18 protein-coding genes and 1 tRNA gene are annotated in these 20,661 nt (G+C 62.8%); 12 read left to right on the plus strand and 7 right to left on the minus strand.

What is annotated here, in order from left to right:
* The first annotated feature begins 20 nt into the window (after nt 1–20).
* Nucleotides 21–1,499 (plus strand): efflux transporter outer membrane subunit, encoded by a 1,479-nt coding sequence (locus tag CLU93_RS16955; RefSeq protein WP_243420332.1) that lies wholly within the window; start codon nt 21–23, stop codon nt 1,497–1,499.
* A 10-nt stretch (nt 1,500–1,509) separates the two neighbouring features.
* Here the strand turns inward: CLU93_RS16955 and CLU93_RS16960 are convergent, their stop codons facing one another.
* Complete coding sequence (locus tag CLU93_RS16960; RefSeq protein WP_099762407.1) at nt 1,510–2,427, minus strand: LysR family transcriptional regulator; 918 nt, start codon at nt 2,425–2,427, stop codon at nt 1,510–1,512.
* Nucleotides 2,428–2,538: 111 nt separating this feature from the next.
* Here CLU93_RS16960 and CLU93_RS16965 point away from each other — a divergent pair, with 111 nt between their 5' ends.
* The 6 genes from CLU93_RS16965 (at nt 2,539) to CLU93_RS16990 (ending at nt 9,886) form a co-directional block, all read left to right on the plus strand.
* Nucleotides 2,539–3,138, plus strand: a complete 600-nt coding sequence (locus tag CLU93_RS16965) for a short chain dehydrogenase (RefSeq protein ID WP_099762408.1) — start codon at nt 2,539–2,541, stop codon at nt 3,136–3,138.
* A gap of 126 nt (nt 3,139–3,264) precedes the next feature.
* Complete coding sequence (locus CLU93_RS16970) at nt 3,265–4,959, plus strand: methyl-accepting chemotaxis protein (RefSeq protein ID WP_099762409.1); 1,695 nt, start codon at nt 3,265–3,267, stop codon at nt 4,957–4,959.
* Between the two features lie 48 nt (nt 4,960–5,007).
* Nucleotides 5,008–6,744, plus strand: coding sequence for a dipeptidyl-peptidase 3 family protein (locus CLU93_RS16975; protein WP_099762410.1), 1,737 nt, complete (start codon nt 5,008–5,010; stop codon nt 6,742–6,744).
* Nucleotides 6,745–6,896: 152 nt separating this feature from the next.
* Complete coding sequence (locus CLU93_RS16980; protein WP_099762411.1) at nt 6,897–7,589, plus strand: hypothetical protein; 693 nt, start codon at nt 6,897–6,899, stop codon at nt 7,587–7,589.
* Between the two features lie 104 nt (nt 7,590–7,693).
* The gene (locus CLU93_RS16985) at nt 7,694–8,425 is read left to right on the plus strand and encodes a BON domain-containing protein (RefSeq protein ID WP_099762412.1); all 732 of its coding nucleotides are present in this window, start codon (nt 7,694–7,696) and stop codon (nt 8,423–8,425) included.
* Nucleotides 8,426–8,593: 168 nt separating this feature from the next.
* Nucleotides 8,594–9,886 carry an MFS transporter gene (locus tag CLU93_RS16990; RefSeq protein WP_099762413.1) on the plus strand — a complete coding sequence of 431 codons (1,293 nt, stop codon included), beginning with the start codon at nt 8,594–8,596 and terminating at the stop codon, nt 9,884–9,886.
* Between the two features lie 65 nt (nt 9,887–9,951).
* Here CLU93_RS16990 and CLU93_RS16995 read toward each other — a convergent pair whose 3' ends face one another.
* Nucleotides 9,952–12,120, minus strand: a complete 2,169-nt coding sequence (locus tag CLU93_RS16995; protein WP_099764434.1) for an alpha/beta hydrolase family protein — start codon at nt 12,118–12,120, stop codon at nt 9,952–9,954.
* 175 nt (nt 12,121–12,295) lie between these two features.
* Between CLU93_RS16995 and CLU93_RS28450 the strand changes: the two genes are divergently transcribed.
* Nucleotides 12,296–13,342: a lysozyme inhibitor LprI family protein gene (locus tag CLU93_RS28450; RefSeq protein ID WP_218968343.1), complete on the plus strand. Its 1,047-nt coding sequence runs from the start codon at nt 12,296–12,298 to the stop codon at nt 13,340–13,342.
* 3 nt (nt 13,343–13,345) lie between these two features.
* Entirely contained in the window at nt 13,346–13,849 is a 504-nt protein-coding gene (locus CLU93_RS17005) for a hypothetical protein (RefSeq protein WP_099762414.1), read from the plus strand.
* A 14-nt stretch (nt 13,850–13,863) separates the two neighbouring features.
* Here the strand turns inward: CLU93_RS17005 and CLU93_RS17010 are convergent, their stop codons facing one another.
* The 5 genes from CLU93_RS17010 to CLU93_RS17030 form a co-directional block, all read right to left on the minus strand.
* Nucleotides 13,864–14,271, minus strand: coding sequence for a hypothetical protein (locus CLU93_RS17010; RefSeq protein WP_099762415.1), 408 nt, complete (start codon nt 14,269–14,271; stop codon nt 13,864–13,866).
* A gap of 103 nt (nt 14,272–14,374) precedes the next feature.
* A tRNA-Lys gene (locus tag CLU93_RS17015) sits at nt 14,375–14,450 on the minus strand.
* A gap of 68 nt (nt 14,451–14,518) precedes the next feature.
* A complete protein-coding gene (locus CLU93_RS17020) occupies nt 14,519–16,285 on the minus strand; it encodes a GspE/PulE family protein (RefSeq protein WP_180287872.1) in 1,767 nt (588 codons plus the stop codon).
* Between the two features lie 47 nt (nt 16,286–16,332).
* A complete protein-coding gene (locus CLU93_RS17025) occupies nt 16,333–17,121 on the minus strand; it encodes a spermidine synthase (RefSeq protein WP_096237577.1) in 789 nt (262 codons plus the stop codon).
* Nucleotides 17,122–17,218: 97 nt separating this feature from the next.
* The gene (locus CLU93_RS17030) at nt 17,219–17,731 is read right to left on the minus strand and encodes a glycine zipper 2TM domain-containing protein (RefSeq protein WP_099762416.1); all 513 of its coding nucleotides are present in this window, start codon (nt 17,729–17,731) and stop codon (nt 17,219–17,221) included.
* 401 nt (nt 17,732–18,132) lie between these two features.
* Between CLU93_RS17030 and CLU93_RS17035 the strand changes: the two genes are divergently transcribed.
* The 3 genes from CLU93_RS17035 (at nt 18,133) to CLU93_RS17045 (ending at nt 20,637) form a co-directional block, all read left to right on the plus strand.
* Nucleotides 18,133–18,531, plus strand: a complete 399-nt coding sequence (locus CLU93_RS17035; protein ID WP_071075771.1) for a barstar family protein — start codon at nt 18,133–18,135, stop codon at nt 18,529–18,531.
* A 156-nt stretch (nt 18,532–18,687) separates the two neighbouring features.
* A complete protein-coding gene (gene purN, locus CLU93_RS17040; protein WP_099666788.1) occupies nt 18,688–19,296 on the plus strand; it encodes a phosphoribosylglycinamide formyltransferase in 609 nt (202 codons plus the stop codon).
* A gap of 21 nt (nt 19,297–19,317) precedes the next feature.
* Entirely contained in the window at nt 19,318–20,637 is a 1,320-nt protein-coding gene (locus tag CLU93_RS17045) for an RsmB/NOP family class I SAM-dependent RNA methyltransferase (RefSeq protein WP_099762417.1), read from the plus strand.
* Nucleotides 20,638–20,661: the final 24 nt, after the last annotated feature.

Below are 20,661 nucleotides of genomic sequence, written 5' to 3' on the forward strand. Positions count from 1 at the left end.
TAATCATCATGCAAACCATCATGCAAACAGTATTGACGAAAATCGCGCTGGCCGCTTCCCTTGCCGTGGCGCTGTCCGCTTGCGGCACCGTGGGCCAGGATTTCACGGCCCCGGCAAACGTGGCCGGCGTCGACAACGGCGTCTTTCGCCACGGCGCGGCCGCAGCGGATGCCGCGCAGCTGCCCAAAGAGTGGTGGCGCATCTACGGCGACGCCACCCTGGATCGCCTCGAGCACAGCGCGCTGCAGGACAATCCCGGCGTGAAGGCGGCCGGCGAGCGCTTGCTGCAGGCGCTGGCGCAAAGCGGTACGGCGCGCGCCAACCAGGGCCCGAGCGTCAACGTCAGCACGGGTATTTCGAACTCGCGCACCTCGGCCAACACTTCGCAGGGCCTGGCCCTGGGCAACCGCTCCATCAGCGGTAATAACTTTTCCGTGGGCGGTTCGCTGTCGTATGAAGTCGACTTGCTGGGGCGTGTAAAACGCATGGTCGAAGCGGCGGACTCGCAGGCGCTGGCGGCGCAGGCCGACCGCGACGGGGTGCTGCTGATGCTGTCGGCGCAAGTGGCCAGCAATTACTGGCAGCTGCGCGGACTCGATGCGGAAATGGCGATTTTGAATGGCGCCCTGGACACGCGCCGCGAGTCGGCCGACCTGGTCGAGGCGCGCTTCAATGCGGGCTTGACGAATGAGCTGGACCTGGCGCGCGCGAAAGTCGAACTGTCGAACGCCCAGGCCGACCTGCATGAAGTCAAGCGCCAGCGCAACCAGCTGGAAAACAGCCTGGCCACGCTGACGGGCAAGCCGCCGTCGGCGCTGCAATTGCCGGTGGCCGCCGAGCCATCGAGCCTGCCGCTGCCGCCCGCCATTCCCGTCGGCTTGCCGGCCAGCCTGCTGGCGCACCGTCCTGACCTGGTTTCCAGCGTGGCGGGCCTGCGCGCGGCGAACGCGCAAGTGGGCGTGGCCGAAGGCGCGTTTTATCCGTCGCTGCAATTGACGGGCAATTTCGGCTACGCCTCCGAAAAACTGCGCGACCTGGCGCAGGGCGGTTCGCGCCAGTTCAGCTTTGGCCCGCTGGCCCTGTCCCTGCCGGTCTTCGACGCTGGCCGCAACCAGGCGAATCTGGACTTGTCCAAGGCGCGCTATGCGGAAGCCGTGGCGAATCACGAAACCAAGCTGCTGACGGCCTTGCGCGAAGTGGAAGATGCGCTGTCCGACGTGGAGCAGCGCCAGTTGCAGGGCGACGCCCAGGCCCTGTCGCAGGCAGCCGCCGCGCGCGCCTATCTGGTGGCGCGCACGCGCTATGAGCGCGGTATCTCGACCTATCTGGACGTCACCGATGCCCAGCGCAGTTCGCTGACGGCGGACCGCGCCGCCGCGCAGATCAAGACCCAGCGTCTGCTGGCAACGGTCGCCGTAGCGAGGTCTCTCGGCGCAGGCTGGCAGCCGGACGGCGAGCTGGCGAAGCTGGCGTCGGCGCCCGCCGCAAAAGCAAACTAAGCTCCCCAAGTTACGTGAGCGTGGCCGGTGGCGGTGTCGCCGCCGGCCCGTAGCGTTGCAGCAGAAAATCGATGAAGGTCGTCAGCTTGGGTGTGGGCTGGCGGTCGCGCGCATACACGAGGTGCATGGGGCGCGGCGCCGGCACGTAGCTGGCCAGCAGTGGCACCAGGCGGCCCGCCGCGATATCGTCGGCCAGCAGGATCTCCGCCTGCATGACGATGCCGAAGCCGTGCAGGGCTGCCATGCGCAGCGCTTGCCCATTGTTCGAGCGGAAGCGGCTCTCGGCCGCCGCGCCATCGTGGCGCGCTGCCTTGCCGCTCAGGCGCCAGCGCATGTGGCGCGACCACTGCATGAAATCCACGCATTCGTGCCGCGCCAGGTCGTCCGGCGTGCGCGGCGTGCCATGTTTCGCCAGATAGGCGGGCGAGGCGCAGATCACCATCGCATACGGCCGCAGCACGCGCGCGACCATGCCGGAATCTTCCAGCTTGCCGATGCGGATGGCCGCATCGAATCCTTCTTCCACCAGGTCCACCATCCTGTCGTTCAGATTCAATTCCAGGCTCACGTCCGGGTAGGCCGTCAGGTATTCGGCCATCAGCGGCGCGATGCACTCGCTGCCGAACGATACGGGTGCCGTGATTTTCAGCTTGCCGCGCGGCGTGGCCCGCATCGCTTCCGCGCCCGTTTCGGCCGCGGCGATCTGCGCCAGGATCTGGCGGCACTGCTCCACGTACTGCTGGCCGATTTCCGTCAGGCTTTGCCGGCGCGTGGTGCGCACCAGCAAGCGCGTGCCCAGCCGCTCTTCCAGCTGCTTGATGTGCTTGCCTACCATCACGGGCGATATCTGGAACGCCTCGGCGGCGGCCGTGAAACTGCCCGCATCGACGACGGCGACAAAAATCTCCATGCTGCGCAATTTATCCATACGCCTCGATTGCAAATTGTGGGTTAGTAATCTTGTAAATTCTAGCGTATTTATTCCTTTTTGGAAGCGGCGCATACTGGCTGCATCGTTCAACCCACACAAGGAAGCAACATGAAAATCGTCATCATCGGCGCCAGCGGTACCATCGGCACGGCCGTCGCGGCGCAACTGGCGCAACGCCATGAAATCATCGAAGTGGGCAGCCGCAGCGGCACGCACCAGGCCGACATGGGCGATATCGCGCAAGTGCGCGCCCTGTTCAAGCGCCTCGGCAAGGTCGATGCCGTCGTCGTCACGGCGGGCAAGCTGCATTTCGGCCCCCTGGCCGAATTTACCCCTGAGCAATTCCAGCTGGGCCTGGACAGCAAGCTGATGGGCCAGGTCAACGTGGCGCTGGTGGCGCAGGAATACCTGAACGACGGCGGCTCGATCACCCTCACCAGCGGCATCGTGGCCGAGCAGCCGATCCGCTTCGGCGCGGCCGCCAGCATGACCAACGCGGCCGTGGAAGGCTTCGTGCGGGGCGCCGCCATCGAACTGGCGCGCGGCGTGCGCATCAATGTCGTCAGCCCCACGGTGCTGGCCGAATCGCTGGACGCATATGGCCCGTTCTTCTACGGCTTCGAGCCGGCCGCCGCCAGCCGCGTGGCCCTGGCTTACAGCCGCAGCGTGGAAGGGGCGCAGACGGGGCAGGTGTACCGCGTCTGGTAAGTCCGGCTGGGCCGGGCGGGCATTTTGAGGGGCCGCCAGCGGCCGTGCAACATTCATGATAAATTGATCTTTATTTCCGTAGCTCAATATATCGATGATGCTGGGGTCAATCACTTTCATGAATGGATGGATATGCAAAGCACCAAAATCAGCACACGGCTTTATACGGGATTTGGCCTGGTCCTGTTGCTGCTGATCATCGTTACCGCACTCGGCATCAACCGGGTGCAAAAGATCGACGCCATCCTCACCAATATCAGCGACGTCAACAACGTCAAGCAGCGCCATGCGATCAATTTCCGAGGCAGCGTGCATGACCGCGCGATCGCCCTGCGCGACGTGGTGCTGGCGGCCGACGCGGCGTCGGCCAAGCCGGAAATCGCGCGCATCGAAACGCTGGCCGCCAATTACGCGCAGGCCGCCGCGCCGCTGGACCAGATCATCGGCAGCGGCAAGGATGTGATCGAAGCGGAACGCACGGCCCTGGCCGGCATCAAGGCCAGTGAAGCCAAGGCCCAGCCGATCATCGCCAAGGTGATTCAATTGCGCCTGGCCGACGATGTGGCCGGCGCCACCGCCTTGCTGCAGCAGCAGGGCGCCGCCGCCTTCACGGGCTGGCTCGCGTCGGTCAACCAACTGATCGACCTCGAAGAAAAGATGAGCCGCGAACAGGCCGACAGCGCCAGCACGGTGGCGCGCAGCTTTTTCTTCTTCATGGTGCTGCTGTGCCTGGGCGCGATTGTGATAGGCACGATGGCGGCCTGGCGCATCAGCCACGGCTTGCTGCGCCAGCTCGGCGGCGAGCCCGGCTACGCGGCCGCCATCGCCGGTGAAATTGCCGCTGGTAACCTGGCAGTGACCATCACTACCGAGCCAAACGACCGCAACAGCTTGCTGTACGCCATGCGCGGCATGCGCGACAGCCTGGTGGCCATCGTCAGCCAGGTGCGCTCCGGCACGCAGACCATCGCCACCAACTCGCGCGAAATCGCGGCCGGCAACCTGGACCTGTCGAACCGCACGGAACAGCAAGCCGGTTCGATCGAGGAAACCGCCACGTCGATGGAGCAATTGACGGGCACCGTCAAGCAGAACGCCGAGCACGCGATCGAAGCGAATCAGCTGGCCGTATCGGCCTCGGGTGTGGCCGTCAAGGGCGGCGCCGTCGTGGCGCAGGTGGTGCAGACCATGGCCGCCATCAACGCATCGTCGAAAAAGATAGTCGACATTATCGGCGTGATCGACGGCATCGCTTTCCAGACGAATATTCTGGCGCTCAATGCCGCCGTGGAAGCGGCGCGCGCCGGTGAACAGGGCCGTGGCTTTGCCGTCGTCGCCACCGAAGTGCGCAGCCTGGCCCAGCGTTCCAGCCAGGCCGCCAAGGAAATCAAGGCGCTGATCGACGACTCGGTCGAGCGCGTCGACGCGGGCGCGCGCCTGGTCGATGAAGCGGGTACGACCATGCAAGATATTGTTGACAGCGTCAAGCGCGTGACCGACATCATGGGCGAAATCAGCGTGGCCACGCGCGAGCAGTCGTCCGGCATCGAACAGGTGAACCAGGCGATCGGCCTGATGGACCAGGTGGTGCAGCAGAACGCGGCGTTGGTCGAACAATCGGCTTCGGCCGCCGCTTCGCTGGAAGAGCAGGCCGGCAGCCTGTCGCAGGTGGTGAGCATCTTCAAGCTCGACAACTCGCAGGTGCCGCCGCCGGCGCGTGCGCGTCCGGCCGCCAGGCCGCTCGTCAAGGCAGCAGCGAAGCCGGCACCGAAAAAGCTGGCCGCCAAGGCGCCCGCCGATGACGCATGGGAAGAATTTTAAGCGGCGCTCGTTTACAATCGGGACCTTACATTGTTTGCTGAGGTCCCCATGAAACGTATCCTGTTCCCTCTGCTGATGGCCGCCGCCGTCGGCAGCGCCTGCGCCGCAACGCCGGGCACCCCGGCAACCCCGGCCACCGCGCAACAACTGACCAGCATGAGCGCCCGCTATGCGCCCGTCGCGCTGACTGCCGATGTCACGCATCTGTCTGCGGGCGACCGCCAGGCCATCGCCAAGCTGGTCGAGGCGGCCAAGCTGGTCGACGTGCTGCAGCTGCGCCAGCGCTGGTCCGGCAATGAAGCGCTGTGGGCAGCGCTGAAGAAGGACAAATCCAAGCTGGGCCAGGCCCGTCTGAACTATTTCTGGATCAACAAGGGGCCTTGGTCGGTGCTCGACGCGCATGCCTCGTTCATGCCCGCCAGCTATGCCGGTATCGCCATTCCCGCGCACAAGCCGGAAGCGGGCAATTTCTATCCGCAGGGCGCCACCAAGGCCAGCCTGGAAACGTGGATGAATGGCTTGTCGGCGGATGACAAGCAGCAGGCGCAATGGTTCTTCACGACGATTCGCGCGGGCAAGGATGGCAAATACCAGACCGTCAAGTATTCGGACGAATACAAGGTGGAACTGAAGCAGCTGGCCAGGCTGCTCGACGAAGCGGCGGCCGCCACGGACAACGCATCGCTGAAGAAATTTCTGACCCTGCGCGCCAAGGCTTTCCTCGACAACGATTACTTGCCGTCCGACTTCGCCTGGATGGACCTCGATTCGCCCGTCGACATCACCATCGGCCCGTATGAAACGTATAACGACGAGCTGTTCGGCTACAAGGCCGCGTTCGAAGCGTATGTGAACATCCGCGACCAGGCGGAAACGCAAAAGCTGAACTTCTTCGCCAAACACATGCAGGAGCTGGAAGACAACCTGCCGCTCGACGCCCGGTACCGCAACCCGAAAGTAGGCGCGCTGGCGCCGATGGTGGTGGTCAACCAGGTGTATGGCGCCGGCGATGGCAACATGGCCGTGCAGACGGCCGCCTACAACTTGCCCAATGACGAGCGCATCATCAGCGCGCGCGGCTCGAAGCGCGTGATGCTGAAAAACGTGCAGGAAGCCAAGTTCAAGGCCACCCTGACGCCGATCTCGAAACTGGTGCTGAGCGCCGAAGCGCAGCAGGACGTGGATTTCAATTCCTTCTTCACGCACATCCTCGCGCATGAAATCATGCACGGCCTGGGCCCGCACGCCACCGTCGTCGATGGCAAGCCATCGACGCCACGCCAGGACTTGAAGGAAGCATACTCGACCATCGAAGAAGCCAAGGCCGACATCACGGGCCTGTTCGCGCTGCGCTACATGATGGACAAGGGTCAGCTCAACGATACCCTGGGCCAGGGCGACGTGGCCGAGCGCAAGCTGTACAACACCTTCCTTGCCTCCGGTTTCCGCACCCTGCATTTCGGCCTGACCGATTCGCACGCGCGTGGCATGGCCATTCAGATCAATTACATCCTCGACAAGGGCGGCTTTGTCTCGCTGGGCGATGGCAAGTTCGGCGTCGATTTTGCGAAGATCAAGCAAGCCGTGATCGACCTGGACCGTGAATTTCTGACCATCGAGGCGACGGGCGACTATGCGCGCGCGCAAGCGATGATGACCAAATACGTGGTCATCCGCCCTGAAGTGCAGGTGGCGCTCGACAAGATGAAGGCCGTGCCCAACGATATCCGTCCGGAATTCGTCACGGCCCGCGCGCTGGACAAAGCAATGACTGCGAAGAAATAATCCCGACCTTGACTATTGTCAGTGTGAAAAGCCGGTGCACTGCACCGGTTTTTTTTCGTCTTTATTTATGAAAAGTTGCCAGTTTTTCCTTGTGGAAATATTTTCACCGCTTACTCTGCAGTGATAAATCCTCCTTTCTTCCTGTCGATTCCATGTTGAAACCGCTCTTGCTGATGAGCTTGCTCATCGCTTTATCCCCTGTGCCCGCCGTGGCTGCCGCCCAGCTTGCCGATCTGGAAAGCCGCTGGCTGCAGGCGGGCCAGCCCGTCATCGCATTCGCGCGCGCGCAAGGTTTGCCCATCGATATCATCGTGCAGCCGCAGGATGCGTCCGGCGCCGTGCCGCTGGCGCTGGGCTACGAAGGGGGGCGCTGCAAGCTGGTGCTGTCCTTGCGCGGCAATGCGCAGGCGGACAGTGTCTTGCAGGGCGTGCCGGCTGCGCGCCAGGGCCTGATGATCGAAGCGATGACGGCGCATGAAATCGGCCATTGCCAGCGCTATGCGCAGGGCGACTGGCACGCTTTGCCGCGCGGCTTTGTCGAGCCGCCCGGCACGCAGCGCGGCAGGTTGACACCGCTGGCGCAGGAGGTGCGCGAGACGCGTCGCGAAGAGGCCTATGCGGATCTGGTAGCCCTGGCCTGGATGCATGCACGCCACCCCGGGCAATACCGGGAGGTGCTGGCCTGGATGGGCGGCGTGCGCGCGGGGGGCGAGGCTGCAGGCGGGTCGCACGCCACGCAGGCATGGCTGGCGCTGGCAGATGGCGCGGGTGTATTTGATGGGGCCGCTTCACCATTTGAACAGGCGCAAGTATTGTGGCGGAAGGGCTTGAGCGGCGACAAATAAACGCTGATTTTTACGCGGATGACCTGTCAGCGTGTGTTGTCGCACGGAGCTTTGCGTGCGGCAGGGGTCTAATCTGGGCATCAACTAACCAGAGAGGAACCATCATGAACAAAATGATCGCACTCATGCTGGCCGCCAGTGCCAGCGCCCTGCTTGCCGCCGCGCCCGCGTATGCGCAGGATGCCTCGTACAAGAGCTTGACGGACAAGGCAACGGCCGACTACAAGCAGGCCAAGGCTGCCTGCGATGCCCACAGCGGCAACGCGAAAAAAGTCTGCGTGGAAGAAGCCAAGGTGGCGCGCGCCAAGGCCGAATCGGACGCCGTGGCGCAATACCGCAACACGCCGCGCGAACTGGGCAAGGCCCGCAAGGATGTTGCCAATGCCGAGTATGACATGGCCAAGGCCAAGTGCGGCGACCGCACGGGCACCGATAAAACCACGTGCATGAACGATGCCAAGGCGGCGAAAACGGCCGCGCTGGCGGACGCCAACACGGGCGCCAGGGCCGGCTCCAACGTGGCGCAGAATCCCCCCGCCACGATGAAAGAAAATTGCGATGCCATGGATGCGACGGCCAAGGCCGCCTGCATGACGCGCAATGCGGCCAGCAGCACCAAGGTGGCAGTGGAAGACTCCGTCATCACCACCAAGATCAAGGCAGACCTCGTCAAGGACAATGACTTGAAAGCGCTCGACGTGCACGTGGAAACGGTGAATGGCGTCGTCATGCTCAGCGGCTTTGTGCCTTCCCAGGCGCAAGTGAAAAAAGCCGCCGACCTGGCCCGTGGCGTGGAAGGCGTGACGGATGTGAAGAATGGCTTGAAGGTGAAATAAGCGCACTCTGTAATGCGTTAAAGCCGGGACTGGAGCCGCACGCAGCAGTGTGGCTCCAGTTTTTTTTGATTGTATAAATTACGATCATAATATAACATGAGGAAAATCCCATCGGCTGATGCTGACCGGCATCCACTCTTTCTCTTCACTCTTTCTCATGAGGACTGCATGCTTTCCTATCCTGTTTCGCAATGGATGGCGCGGCGCGGCATCCACTTTGCCTGGGTCATCGTCGCCATCACTTTCCTCACCGCCTTGACCTCGTCGGCCGCGCTGGGCTTGCCAGGGGCGCTGATGCAGCCCTTGAGCCGCGAGTTCGGCTGGGATGCCGAGCAGATTTCCTCGGCCCTGGCCGTGCGCTTCGTGCTGTTTGGCCTGATGGGGCCGTTTGCCGCCATCCTGATGGAGCGCTTCGGCTTGCGCAATGTCATCTGTGTGGCGCTGGGCCTGATCGCTTGCGGCATGCTGCTGGCCACGCGCATGACGCAGTTCTGGCATCTGGTGGCCCTGTGGGGCATCCTGCTGGGGCTGGGTTCGGGCATGACGGCGCTGGTCTTGAGTGCGGTGGTGGCGAACCGCTGGTTCGAGACGCACCGGGGCCTGGTGGTGGGCGTGCTGACGGCCAGTTCGGCAACGGGCCAGCTGCTGTTCCTGCCCGTAGGCGCCTGGCTGATCGAGCACTTCGGCTGGCGCACGGCCGTCATGCCTGTGTTTGCCAGCTGCGCCATCGTCGCCGTGCTGGCCTTCCTGTGCATGCGCAACCGCCCGCAGGATGTGGCCTTGCGTCCGTATGGCGCCGACCCGGCCACGCCCCTGATGGCGGCGCCGACAGCGAAGATGACGTTTGCCACACCTTTTTTGATCTTGCGCAGCGTGGCGGCGCACCGCACCTTCTGGATCCTGTTCGGCACGTTTTTCATCTGCGGCCTCAGCACGAATGGCCTGATCCAGACGCACTTTATTTCCCTGTGCGGCGACTCGGGCCTGTCCGCCGTGCCGGCCGCCTCCGTGCTGGCCATGATGGGCGCGTTCGACCTGTTCGGCACGATCTTGTCCGGCTGGCTGTCGGACCGCTACGACAACCGCAAACTGCTGTTCTGGTACTACGGCTTGCGGGGGCTGTCGCTTTTCTGGCTGCCGTATTCGGAATTTACCCTGTACGGCCTGTCGCTGTTCGCCATGTTTTACGGCCTGGACTGGATCGCCACCGTGCCGCCCACCGTGAAACTGGTGGGGGCCACGTTTGGCCGGGAGCGGGCGGGCATGGTGTTCGGCTGGATCTTCGCCGGCCACCAGTTGGGCGCCGCCGTGGCCGCGTACGGTGCGGGCCGCATCCGCACCCTGATGCTGACCTACAACCCGGCCCTGTTCGCCGCTGGCGCCGCCTGCCTCGTCGCCGCGCTGCTGGTGCTGGCGATCGCCCGCCAGAAGGCGGCCGTGAGCGCCGTGCAAGCGGCATGAAAAAAGCCAGGCCCGCGTGTGCGGGGCCTGGCTTCTATTTCACGCTTTCAAGAACGTTTCAGGATTTACTTGAGGTATTTGGCCAGCCATCCCTCGACTTCGCTGTAGAAGAAACGGCTGTTCTCGCCCTTCAAGATCCAGTGGTTTTCGTCCGGGAAGACCAGCAATTTTGCCGGCACGTTCAGGCGTTGTTGCACGGCAAAGTTCATCAAGGCATTGTTAGCCGGCACGCGGTAATCGAGCTCGCCCACGGTGATCAGAATGGGCGTGGTAAAGCCCGTGCCTTTTTCATGGTTGCCCGCTTGCATGACGGGGCTTTGGTCGCGCCACACGGGCAGGTTCGACCAGACGGGGCCGCCCGCATTCGTTTCACGACCGAAACCGCCGTCGCTGGTGCCCCATTGCATGATCAGGTCCATTTCGCCCGCGTGCGAGACGATGGCCTTGTAGCGCGTGGTGGTCGCTTGCAGCCAGTTGGCCAGGTGGCCGCCATAGCTGGCGCCGCCGGCCGCCAGCTTCGTGCTGTCGATAAAGGGATATTTCTTGATGGCCTCATCGACGCCCTGGTTGACTTCATCGCCCGGGCCTTTCAAGGGGTCGAACTGAATCGAGCGCGAGAATTCCTCGCCATAGCCGGTGGAACCCTTGTAGTCGGTCAGCAAGACAACGTAGCCGGGCTTGGCCAGCAGGTGATAGTTCCAGCGCAGCACGAACTGGTCGCGCCACATGCTGGCCGCGCCGCCGTGGATGACGGTCAACAGCGGGTATTTCTTGTTCGGGTCAAAATTGGCCGGCTTGACGAGCATATTGTGGATCTGGCGGCCGTCGGCCGTGGTGAACCAGAAGTGCTCGGGCGCCTGCCAGTCGATTTTATTTGCCTTGTCCGTGTTGAAGGCCGTCAGGCGTTTCGGCTGCTTGCCGTTGAACGCATAGATTTCCGGTGGGTTGATGGACGACTCCCACACGCCGACCAGGGCTTTGCCGCCGCTGCTCAGCGAATTGATGCTGCCCGTCGGCAAGGATGGCTCCTCGTGCACGTCACCGCCCTTGGCATCGATCGAGTACAGCTTTTCCAGGCCCGCGTGTTCATAGCTGAAAATGACGCGCTTGCCGCCTTCGGGCAGCACGAAGCGGGAGATTGAACGGTCCAGCTTGGCCGTGAGTATCGTTGGCGCAGGGTTGCTCATCGGCCAGGCGAAACTGGCCAGGCGCTTCACGTCATACACTTTACCGGGCGTTTGCGCATCGCTGAGGGCGAACAGGGTCTTGCCGTCGGCCGAAAATTTCAGGGAAGCGTAGCTATGTTTGTCTTGTGTCAAACGCTGCGCTTCGCCGCCTGCCACGGGCAGCAGATACAGTTGTGAATACACGGCTTCGCGCTGCGCCGCATCGCGGTTGGTGGCCGCATTGAAGACGACGGCCTTGCCATCGGGCGTCCAGACGGCGTCCAAGGATTGCCCCTCGTCGCCCTGGCCGCCGCCAAAGCCCGGCAGGGTGACCAGTTGCGTGCCCGACAGGATGTCGCGCGCTGTGTTGTCACCTCGTGCTGCTGCGTCGGCGTCGATGACGAACAGGCGCACCTGCTTGTCGGTCAGCCATTTGTCGAAATAGCGGGGTGCCGTCGTTTCATATGAGCGGGCGCTGACTTTGCGCTCCTTGCGCTCCTTCGCGCTTTGCTTGACGTCGGCTTCCGTCTTGTTGCCTGGATAGATGTCGCTGATGAACAGCAATTGCTTGCCATCCGGACTCCATTTCGGCATGCGCGCGCCCAGGGTGAGCGAGGTCAGGCGCTGCGCTTCGCCGCCAGCGGCCACGTCGAGGCGGTAAATCTGGCCCGCTTCATCGCCGTCGCGCCTGGCGATGAAGACCAGCTGGCGGCTGTCCGGCGACCAGGCCACGGCGCTTTCGCCGCTTTTGGAATACGTCAGGCGCCGCGCGGGGCTGTCGTCGCCAAGGGACTTGATCCACAGGTCCGACCACTGCTCCTTGCTGTCGTAGGCGCTGTCGACCACGGAAAACACGGCCCACTTTCCATCCGGGCTGGCGACGGGCGCGCCCACGCGTTTCATCAGCCACACGTCTTCATGCGTGATGGCATGTTTGGCATTGGCTTGCGTGGCGGCAACTGGGGTGGTGGCCTTGGTATCGGCGGCGTGGACGGTCGTTGCCAGCGAGGCGCAGGCCGCTGCGATCAGCAGGGAGCCGAGGGAACGGCGAAGACGGGGTAGGGTCATGGGCGTGGTCCGGGAAGTGAAAAAGAGTACAGCGGGCAACATTATTGCCCATGGTTTCCTGCACTGCCAAGCCGGAGTACCGTTACTTACCAGGCGGGATAGGCGCGTAACGGGCGGGTGCAGCCTGGCTGATCAGTTAAACTTGCCGCTTTACTCACGCTGGCGCTGCCTGAACATGAAAATTTGTCTACCCTCATTGAAAACGCTATTGCTGGGCGCGAGCGCGCTGCTGGCCGCTCAGGGCTTTGCCGCTGCCGCCGCTCCGTACCCGAATACCAGCGCCATGGGCGTGGGCCACGCGGAAAGCACGGCCTGGTATGCGACTTGCCTGAAGGTCAAGGATGCGACGCCGCCGCCCGCCGACCTGCCGGCGCCGTCCGCCGTGGCATCGTTGCAGCAGTGCCAGGCAACAGACCTGTATTACGATACCAAGAGTATGTCTTCGCCCAAGCCGGCCGACTGGCGTCCCGCGCGCCATTGCGCGATGGCCACGCAAAACAGCGCCGTCTTGATGATGCTGTACCAGAATGGACAGGGCGTGCAGAAAGATCCGCTGCTGGCGCTCAAGTATGCGTGCAGCATCGATGCGGCGCCGGCCGAGATGCAGGGCCGCATCGAACACTTGCAGCAGATCAATGCCAGCGGACGCGGCATGATGGACTGGTGCGACGACATCACCAGCGGCTATATGATGGGCGTGTGCAGCGCCATCGATGCGCGCCAGAAACAAAGAGTGCGTACGCAGGCAACAGGCAAAGTCAGCGCAAGCATGCCTGCCGTAGCCCAAGCGTCGCTGCAAAAACTGCAGGCGGCGGCCAGCAAGTTTGCCGACGCGCGCGCAGCGAACGAAACGGACTTGAGCGGCACGGCACGCGCCGCCCTGAGCATCGCCGCCCGCACGGCCGAGCTCGATTTGCTGGCGCACGATGTGCGCGAGTACGAAGCGGGCAAGTTACCGGCCAGCATGTCCAAAGAGCAGGTGGCGGCGCTCGACAAGGAGCTCAACGCCATCTACGGCAAGCTGATGAAGAAGCCGGCCGAGACATACGCGGGTGCCGTGGGCAAGGAGGGCATCCGCGCCACCCAGCGCCTGTGGCTGGCGTACCGCGATGCCTGGATGAATTTCGGTGCCGTGCGCTATCCGTCCGTCACCAGCGAGACCTGGGCCGGCCGGCTGACGGCGCGGCGCAATGCCCAATTACAAGATCTGCTGGAGAATTGAAGCATGCGCGAAGCGTATTACCACGAAGATGATTTTTGCATGATCGAACTGCTGCCGCTGGATAACTTGCAGCACTGTTTGACGCAGATGGGCGAGCAGCAGGTGTTTGCTGACGCGCACCGCAGCGGCGCCGGCTGGACGCAGATGTACGTGCCCGAGGCGCCGCCGTCGCAGATGCGCGCGCTGGGCCTCACGATGGAACAGCTGCGGCTGGCGCTGGCGGACGCCATGCCGCCCTACGATGCCGTCTACACGGGCTACAGCAGTTACCGTGTGGAATGCAAGAACGTGCTGGCCTTTGGCGGCGAGAAAACGGAAACCCTGTTTGCCGGCCTGGGTGACGACGGCATCGTGGTGGATTTGTGGTGCAGCGACGCCATGCCGCAATTGCTGCTGCTGCCCTTGAAAGAGCAGTTGCTGCTGGCCGACTGGGGCGCGGGGTTTGCGTGCCCTCTGGCCGATGGCGACTTGTTTGCCCGTTATTTAGAGGAATACGAACTCGATTAGCGTAGGTAAACTTACTACTCGCAGGCGATGGCGTTAGGTTGCGCCACCTTTATCACCGATTGCAAACGCGCCATGTCGTTGCCGTCGCCTTGCTCGACGTACGGTTGATAGGTGTCGATGACGATGCGCGCACGCGCTTGCCAGCCGCAATTGTCAGCCTGGCGCGCGGGCACGCGCAGCAGCCGGCGCGCCTCGCCATCGTTGCTGAAACAAAACCACGCGGCGTGCGTGGCGGCAGGGCGGGGCAGACGGCCCCACTGCGCCTTGTCGGGCGCGAAGCAGACGCGGTTGCCGATGATCTGCAAGCTCATCTCGTCCGTGCGCGCGCTGTATTGGCCGTCGAGCACGATGGGCGGCTGTACTTGTGCTTGCGCCTGGGCGGACAGGCAGGCGGCCAGGAGGAGGGGGGCGGCAAGTTTCATGCGTTTCTTTCAGGGCTGGCAAGACGAAGAAGCAGTATAACCGTGGAGCATGAAACGAAAAAAGCCCATCCGTGAGGATGGGCTTTTTAGTACTGCGCATTCGTGGTAGGCCGTGCGGGATTCGAACCTGCGACCAACGGATTAAAAGTCCGCTGCTCTACCAGCTGAGCTAACGACCCGAAAGAGGCCGCATTATATATCAGTTGAAAAAGAATGCAAAGCATTCCTGCGAGAAAGTGCAGGCCGGCTAAGGCAGGGCTGCCGTGAGCTTTTGCACTTCGTCGATGCTGGTCGTGCCATCGATGATTTTGCGCGCGCCCGCGATGCGCAGCGGCGTCATGCCGTCGAGGATGCTTTGGCGGCGCAAGGCGTGCAGGTCGGCGCCTGCCTTGACCAGCTGGCCAAACGCTTCCGTCACGCTCAGCACTTCATAAATGCCGGCACGCCCCAGGTAGCCGCTGTGCCGGCACAGGGCGCAGCCGACGGGGCGGTACGTGGCCTGCGGCCGTTCCAGCTGGCCGCCCGTCAGGCGCTGCCATGCGGCGCTGTCCGGGGCGGCGCCCGGCTGCTTGCAGTCCGGACACAGGCAGCGCAGCAGGCGCTGCGCCAGCACGCCGGCCAGGCACGCTTCCAGCAAATAGGGGGGCAAGCCCAGTTCCAGCAGGCGCATGACGGCAGAGGGCGCGTCGTTGGTGTGCAGGGTCGATAGCACCAAATGGCCCGTCAGCGCCGCCTGCATGGCCATCTCGGCCGTGGCCAGGTCGCGAATCTCGCCCACCATGATGATGTCGGGATCTTGCCGCATCAGCGCCCGCACGCCATCGGCAAACGACAGTTCGATGCCGGCCTGGGTTTGCACCTGCATCTGGTTGAAGGCCGGCTCGACCATTTCGATGGGGTCTTCCACCGTGCACACATTGACTTCGCTGCTGGCCAGCGCCTTCAGGGTGCTGTACAGGGTGCTGGTTTTGCCCGAGCCGGTGGGGCCCGTCACCAGCACGATGCCGTGCGTACGCGCCGTCAGCTGGCGCCAGCGTTCGGCGTCTGCGGGCGGAAAGCCCAGCTCAAACAGGCTTTTGACGGCCACTTCCGGATCGAAGATGCGCATGACGAGCTTTTCGCCGAAGGCCGTGGGCAAGGTCGACAGGCGCAGCTCGATTTCCTGGCCCTGCGCATTGCGCGTCTTGATGCGGCCATCCTGGGGGCGGCGCTTTTCCACCACGTCCATGCGCCCGAGCAACTTGATGCGCGCCGTCATGGCCAGCAAGACCACGGGCGGTAATTGATACGCCTGGTGCAGGCGGCCATCGATGCGCAGGCGCACGAGGCCCGCATCGCGCTTCGGTTCCAGATGGATGTCGGAGGCGCGCTGGGCAAACGCGTATTGCCACAGCCAGTCGACGATGCGCACCACGTGCTGGTCGTTGGCGTCGAGGCTGGTCTTGTTGCGCCCCAGCTCCACCAGCTGCTCGACATTCTGGCGCAGCGCCATGTCTTGCGTGGACGCCAGTTTTGCCACCTTGACGGAAGTGGCCAGGCTGAAAAATTGCGCGATGGCGTCGGCGATGTGCAGCGGATTGGCGATGACCAGGCTCAGCTTGCGTGGCGCCAGCGTTCCCAGTTGCGCCTGCCAAGCGAGCGCGTAGGGCTGGGCCGTGGCGATGACGATGCGCTCAAGCGTGCTGTCCACGGGCAGGATGTTGAAGCGGGCCGCATAGCTGGCCGTCATGACGTCGGCCACCTGGCTGAAATCGATGTGCAAGGGATCGATGCGCACATACGGCAAGCCCGAGCGTTGCGCCAGCCAGGCACACAGGGTGTCGAGCGTGAGTGCGCCATGGGCGATGCTGCATAGCGGATGCAAGGGGGGCGCCGGCAGCAGGGTGGCCTGGGCGACGATGGCCGCCGCTTGCGCCGCATCGAGCAAGCCGTCTTCCTGCAGCCAGGCCAGCAGTTGCGGCAGTTGCAGCGGCGTGTTGGGTGATATGGGGGAGGGAGGAGGGGAAGCGGACATGGCCGGTGCCTTTCAGGGCTGCCGGCCTGGCGTGGGTGTACCGGCGCTTACAGGGTGCTGACGATGCCCTTGACCCAGGTCTTGGCGGGCAGCTTGGTCTCGGCGACGATCTGCTTGGCGCGTTCCAGCAGGGCCGCTTGCGCTTCGGCATCGAGCGCCACTTTCGTCTTGAACGCGATCGCCACCACGTTCCCATCATGGACTTCCGGCAGGCAGATCACCTGCGCAAACGCAAACTTCATCGCCTTGATGTTCTTCGCGTAGCTGGGGTGGTCGCCGAACAGGTTGACCGTCATGATGCCGTGCGGCGCCAGGCAGGCACAGCAGGCGGAATAGAAATCGGCGCTGTCGAGCACGGGGCCGCGTGCTGTGGCGTCATACAGATCCACCTGCAGGGCGTCCAGGGTGCCATGGTTGGCGTCGTCGTTGACGTAGTCGAGCGCATCCATCTCGCGCACGTGCAGGCGCTCATCGTTGGGCGGCAGCTTGAACATCGAGGCGCAGATGGTGATGACGGACGGGTTCAGTTCGATGGCTTCGACTTGCGCCTGCGGGAACTGGCGATAGCAGAACTTGGTCAGCGCGCCCGTGCCCAGGCCCAACTGGGCGAGGCGCTGCGGCTGCTCGATCCACAGCATCCACGCCATCATCTGCTGCGCGTATTCGAGTTCCGGCCAGTCCGGTTTGCGGATGCGCATGGCGCCCTGCACCCATTCCGTGCCGAAATGCAGATAGCGCACGCCATCCATTTCCGACAGGGTGACTGGAGCATAGCGGGGCTTGCGCGCGGGGCGCGAGGATTCGACTTGTTCGATGGATTTTCGTTTGATAAGCATAAGGCAGCCTGAAAGTGTGCCGCATTATAGCCCGTGGCAGGGCGCCATAAAAAATGCCAGCCGCTGGGGCTGGCATGGTACGGGCCGCTTGCTGCGCTTATTGCTGAGCGGGTTCGATGGAGACGCGCAGACGGATGCGCTCGCCCGGATCGTAGGACATGATGCTCGTGTAGTTGCGGCCGCGGTAGTCGTAGGTGACCTGGTAGCCGTTGTTGCGCGATTCCCAGTGGTCGACCTGGCGGCATTGCTTGACGGCTTGTTCCTGCATGCCGCCCTGGTAATTGTTCTGGTTGTCGACACGGTCGCCGACGACGGCACCGGCAATCGCGCCGGCAGCAGCGGCGGCCGTGCGGCCATTGCCGCCACCGACCTGGCTACCGAGCAGGGCGCCGGCGATACCGCCGACGATGGAGCCGCCAGCGCTGCGCTGTTGCGGCGGCGCTTGCACTTGCACGTATTCCGTACGGCATTCCTGGCGTGGACGATTGATCTGTTCCACTTGCGGCACGACGCGCACGACTTTGCCGAAATCTTCAAAGTCGGCGGCTTGGGCGAGTGGCAATGCACCGATACAAAGGGCTGACATCGTCAATTTGGCTTGCAAGTTCATTTCTAACCTCATTATGTAGAGAATCTTTCAGGTTTTTTTTTACAACTTGGGACTATAGTAATCCCGCCAGCCCGAGGCAAGTGTTTCGCATGGCAACAAAATGTAACAGCCCAAGCCCCTTGCCCCACAGTCTGTAACATGCACTTTCAATCGATACAAGATGTTGAAGTGCCTTGAAACCAGCGGTTTGTAACAAATCTTGCGTTTGACATCATATTCGGGTTGATTCATACAGGACAACACGTTACCCTAATACGCGTATGGCTTATATAAAATCGCACTGAATCGCATAAAAGTTGATACAGATCGAATCACCGCGTGCGCATTGACCCGCGTGCGGGGATGCAATAAGAAGAGCAGCTAGAAAAAATCCATACATAACAGGTCGATTTGAGGGAAAAATGAGTTTGTTACTAACCGTGCCGCCCAACCTTGTCCAGTCCATCCGTGCCTTTCGCGTGACCGAGTTACAAGACGAGGCGATCCGTCTCGGGCAGCACTTTTTATATGCGCATTGCAACGCTGGACAGACCAAACAACAAGTCATCGGCATTATTGCAGAAGCATTCCTGTTTCCTAAAAACCTGGCCAAGAATTTTGATGCCCTGCGCCTGTGCCTGACGGATACCATGCACAAGGCCGGCACGCAAACAGGCTTCCTGGTGGTGCTCGAGCAATTGCCAAATACGCAAAAATTCGACAAGGAAGCGCGCGAGATCCTGCTCGACGTGTTTCGCGACGCGGCCGACTACTGGGCTGAGAAGAAAGTGCCGTTCCGCGTCTTCTATTCGTTCGAGTAAATACTTACTCTTGCCGCGATGCTCTGAGGCCGGCCTCCCGTGCCGATGGGACTCAGCATCGCCGGGCGGCTGCGGCGCGTCGGCGCTTATGTTGCGCCGCAACAATAATACCGGCCTTTCTAGATTCGCATCGCCATAGCGGGTACAATGCGCGCTATGAAAAATATCGTTATCCTCATTTCCGGACGCGGCAGCAACATGGAAGCGGTCGTCCGCGCGGCGCAAGCCGAGCAATGGCCAGCCCGGATTGCCGCCGTCATCAGTAACCGGGCCGACGCCCAGGGACTGGTTTTTGCCGCGGAACATGGGATAGCGACGGCAGTCGTTGCCAACAAGGATTATGCCAGCCGCGAGCAGTTCGATGCGGCGCTGCAAGCCGTGATCGACGGCTTCGCCCCCGACCTGGTCGTGCTGGCCGGTTTCATGCGCATCCTGACGCCGCCCTTCGTCGAGCATTACGCGGGGCGCATGCTCAATATCCACCCGTCGCTGCTGCCGCTGTTCCCGGGCATGGCGACGCACCGCCAGGCGCTCGAGGCGGGTGTGACGGAACACGGCGCGACCGTGCATTTCGTGACTGCCGAGCTCGATCATGGCCCGGCCGTGGCGAGTGCGGTGGTGCCGGTCTTGCCAGGCGACACAGAAGACAGCTTATCGGCGCGCGTGCTGGTACAGGAACATCTGCTTTACCCGCGCGCCATCCGCCTGTTCATTGACGATAAACTGTCAGTCGAGCATGGCCAGGTCCGCGTGGACCCTCAATAAAATATTACAGGAAGAATAACAATGAGATTGCCACCAGCGATACTTGCCAATGCTGAAGAAGTATTGCGCGAAATTTTACGTTTCACGGCCCCGGCCGACACCACCCTGTCGCGCTATTTCCGCGACCATCCGCGCCTCGGTTCGCGCGAACGCGGCGCCATCGCCGAAGGCATTTATGCCGTGCTGCGCAACAAGTCGTTCTTTACCGATTTCGCCGAAGCGGGCAGTGGTCCGACCATGCGCCGTTTGACCATCCTCGGCCTGGCCGAAGCCGTTGGTGCCGACTCCCTGGGCGGCCTGACGGAAGAAGAAGTGGAATGGCTGGAACGCATCACGCAGATCGACCGCAGCCTGATGCCGTCGAACATGCGCGCCAACATGCCGACCTGGCTGTTCGACAAGCTGATCGCCCAGTTCGGCGAAGCGGAAACCATGAAGCTGGCCGATGCGCTGAACGCACCGGCGCCGCTGGACTTGCGCGTCAACTCGCTCAAGGCCACGCGTGAAGACGTGATGCTGGCCCTGGCCGAAGCGCCTATCCTCAGCACCCCGACGCCTTACGCGCCGCTGGGGCTGCGTGTGATCAAGAAGCCTTCGCTGCAAAACATGCCGTTGTTCCAGAGCGGCGCCATCGAAGTGCAAGATGAAGGCAGCCAGATCCTGTCGCAAATCGTCGGCGCCAAGCGCGGCGAGATGGTGGTCGATTTCTGTGCCGGCGCGGGCGGCAAAACGCTCGCATTGGGCGCGCTGATGCGCAACACGGGCCGTTTGTATGCGTTCGATGTGTCGGAAAAGCGTCTGGCCAAGCTGAAGCCACGCATGGCCCGCAGCGGCCTGTCGAACGTGCATCCGGTGCAGATCGCACATGAACGCGATGCCAAGATCAAGCGCCTGGCCGGCAAGATCGACCGCGTGCTGGTCGACGCCCCGTGCAGCGGCCTGGGTACCCTGCGCCGCAATCCGGACGTGAAATGGCGCCAGCAGCCGAACTCGATCGTCGAACTGCAAGCCAAGCAGGCAGCCATCCTGGCCGGCGCGGCGCGCCTGGTCAAGGGCGGCGGCCGCCTGGTGTACGCCACCTGCAGCTTCCTGAACGAAGAAAACGATTTTATCGCCGAGCAATTCCTGGCGGCCCATCCCGACTTCACCCTGGTGCCGATGAGCAAGGTGCTGGCCGAACAGAAGATCGAGCTGGACATGGGCGACTACCTGAAATTGCTGCCGCATTTGCACCATACCGACGGCTTCTTCGCCGCCGTGTTCGAGCGCAAGGTCATGCCGAAAAAAGTCTACGCCGATGAAAAACCGGCCGACGACGCTGACGCTGAACCAGCCGAATAAGTTGGTCACGGGCCGCCGCTGCAG

Origin of the sequence: Janthinobacterium sp. 35, assembly GCF_002754575.1 — a bacterium.
GTDB classification, from domain to species: Bacteria; Pseudomonadota; Gammaproteobacteria; order Burkholderiales; family Burkholderiaceae_D; genus Janthinobacterium; species Janthinobacterium tructae.

What these genes read in the sequence shown, in the direction of transcription:
- CLU93_RS16955 (WP_243420332.1), top strand. Translation starts at nt 21, where the DNA reads ATGCAAACAGTATTGACGAAAATCGCGCTGGCCGCTTCCCTTGCCGTG.
- CLU93_RS16960 (WP_099762407.1), bottom strand. Translation starts at nt 2,427, where the DNA reads ATGGATAAATTGCGCAGCATGGAGATTTTTGTCGCCGTCGTCGATGCG.
- CLU93_RS16965 (WP_099762408.1), top strand. Translation starts at nt 2,539, where the DNA reads ATGAAAATCGTCATCATCGGCGCCAGCGGTACCATCGGCACGGCCGTC.
- CLU93_RS16970 (WP_099762409.1), top strand. Translation starts at nt 3,265, where the DNA reads ATGGATATGCAAAGCACCAAAATCAGCACACGGCTTTATACGGGATTT.
- CLU93_RS16975 (WP_099762410.1), top strand. Translation starts at nt 5,008, where the DNA reads ATGAAACGTATCCTGTTCCCTCTGCTGATGGCCGCCGCCGTCGGCAGC.
- CLU93_RS16980 (WP_099762411.1), top strand. Translation starts at nt 6,897, where the DNA reads ATGTTGAAACCGCTCTTGCTGATGAGCTTGCTCATCGCTTTATCCCCT.
- CLU93_RS16985 (WP_099762412.1), top strand. Translation starts at nt 7,694, where the DNA reads ATGAACAAAATGATCGCACTCATGCTGGCCGCCAGTGCCAGCGCCCTG.
- CLU93_RS16990 (WP_099762413.1), top strand. Translation starts at nt 8,594, where the DNA reads ATGCTTTCCTATCCTGTTTCGCAATGGATGGCGCGGCGCGGCATCCAC.
- CLU93_RS16995 (WP_099764434.1), bottom strand. Translation starts at nt 12,120, where the DNA reads ATGACCCTACCCCGTCTTCGCCGTTCCCTCGGCTCCCTGCTGATCGCA.
- CLU93_RS28450 (WP_218968343.1), top strand. Translation starts at nt 12,296, where the DNA reads ATGAAAATTTGTCTACCCTCATTGAAAACGCTATTGCTGGGCGCGAGC.
- CLU93_RS17005 (WP_099762414.1), top strand. Translation starts at nt 13,346, where the DNA reads ATGCGCGAAGCGTATTACCACGAAGATGATTTTTGCATGATCGAACTG.
- CLU93_RS17010 (WP_099762415.1), bottom strand. Translation starts at nt 14,271, where the DNA reads ATGAAACTTGCCGCCCCCCTCCTCCTGGCCGCCTGCCTGTCCGCCCAG.
- CLU93_RS17020 (WP_180287872.1), bottom strand. Translation starts at nt 16,285, where the DNA reads ATGTCCGCTTCCCCTCCTCCCTCCCCCATATCACCCAACACGCCGCTG.
- CLU93_RS17025 (WP_096237577.1), bottom strand. Translation starts at nt 17,121, where the DNA reads ATGCTTATCAAACGAAAATCCATCGAACAAGTCGAATCCTCGCGCCCC.
- CLU93_RS17030 (WP_099762416.1), bottom strand. Translation starts at nt 17,731, where the DNA reads ATGAACTTGCAAGCCAAATTGACGATGTCAGCCCTTTGTATCGGTGCA.
- CLU93_RS17035 (WP_071075771.1), top strand. Translation starts at nt 18,133, where the DNA reads ATGAGTTTGTTACTAACCGTGCCGCCCAACCTTGTCCAGTCCATCCGT.
- purN (WP_099666788.1), top strand. Translation starts at nt 18,688, where the DNA reads ATGAAAAATATCGTTATCCTCATTTCCGGACGCGGCAGCAACATGGAA.
- CLU93_RS17045 (WP_099762417.1), top strand. Translation starts at nt 19,318, where the DNA reads ATGAGATTGCCACCAGCGATACTTGCCAATGCTGAAGAAGTATTGCGC.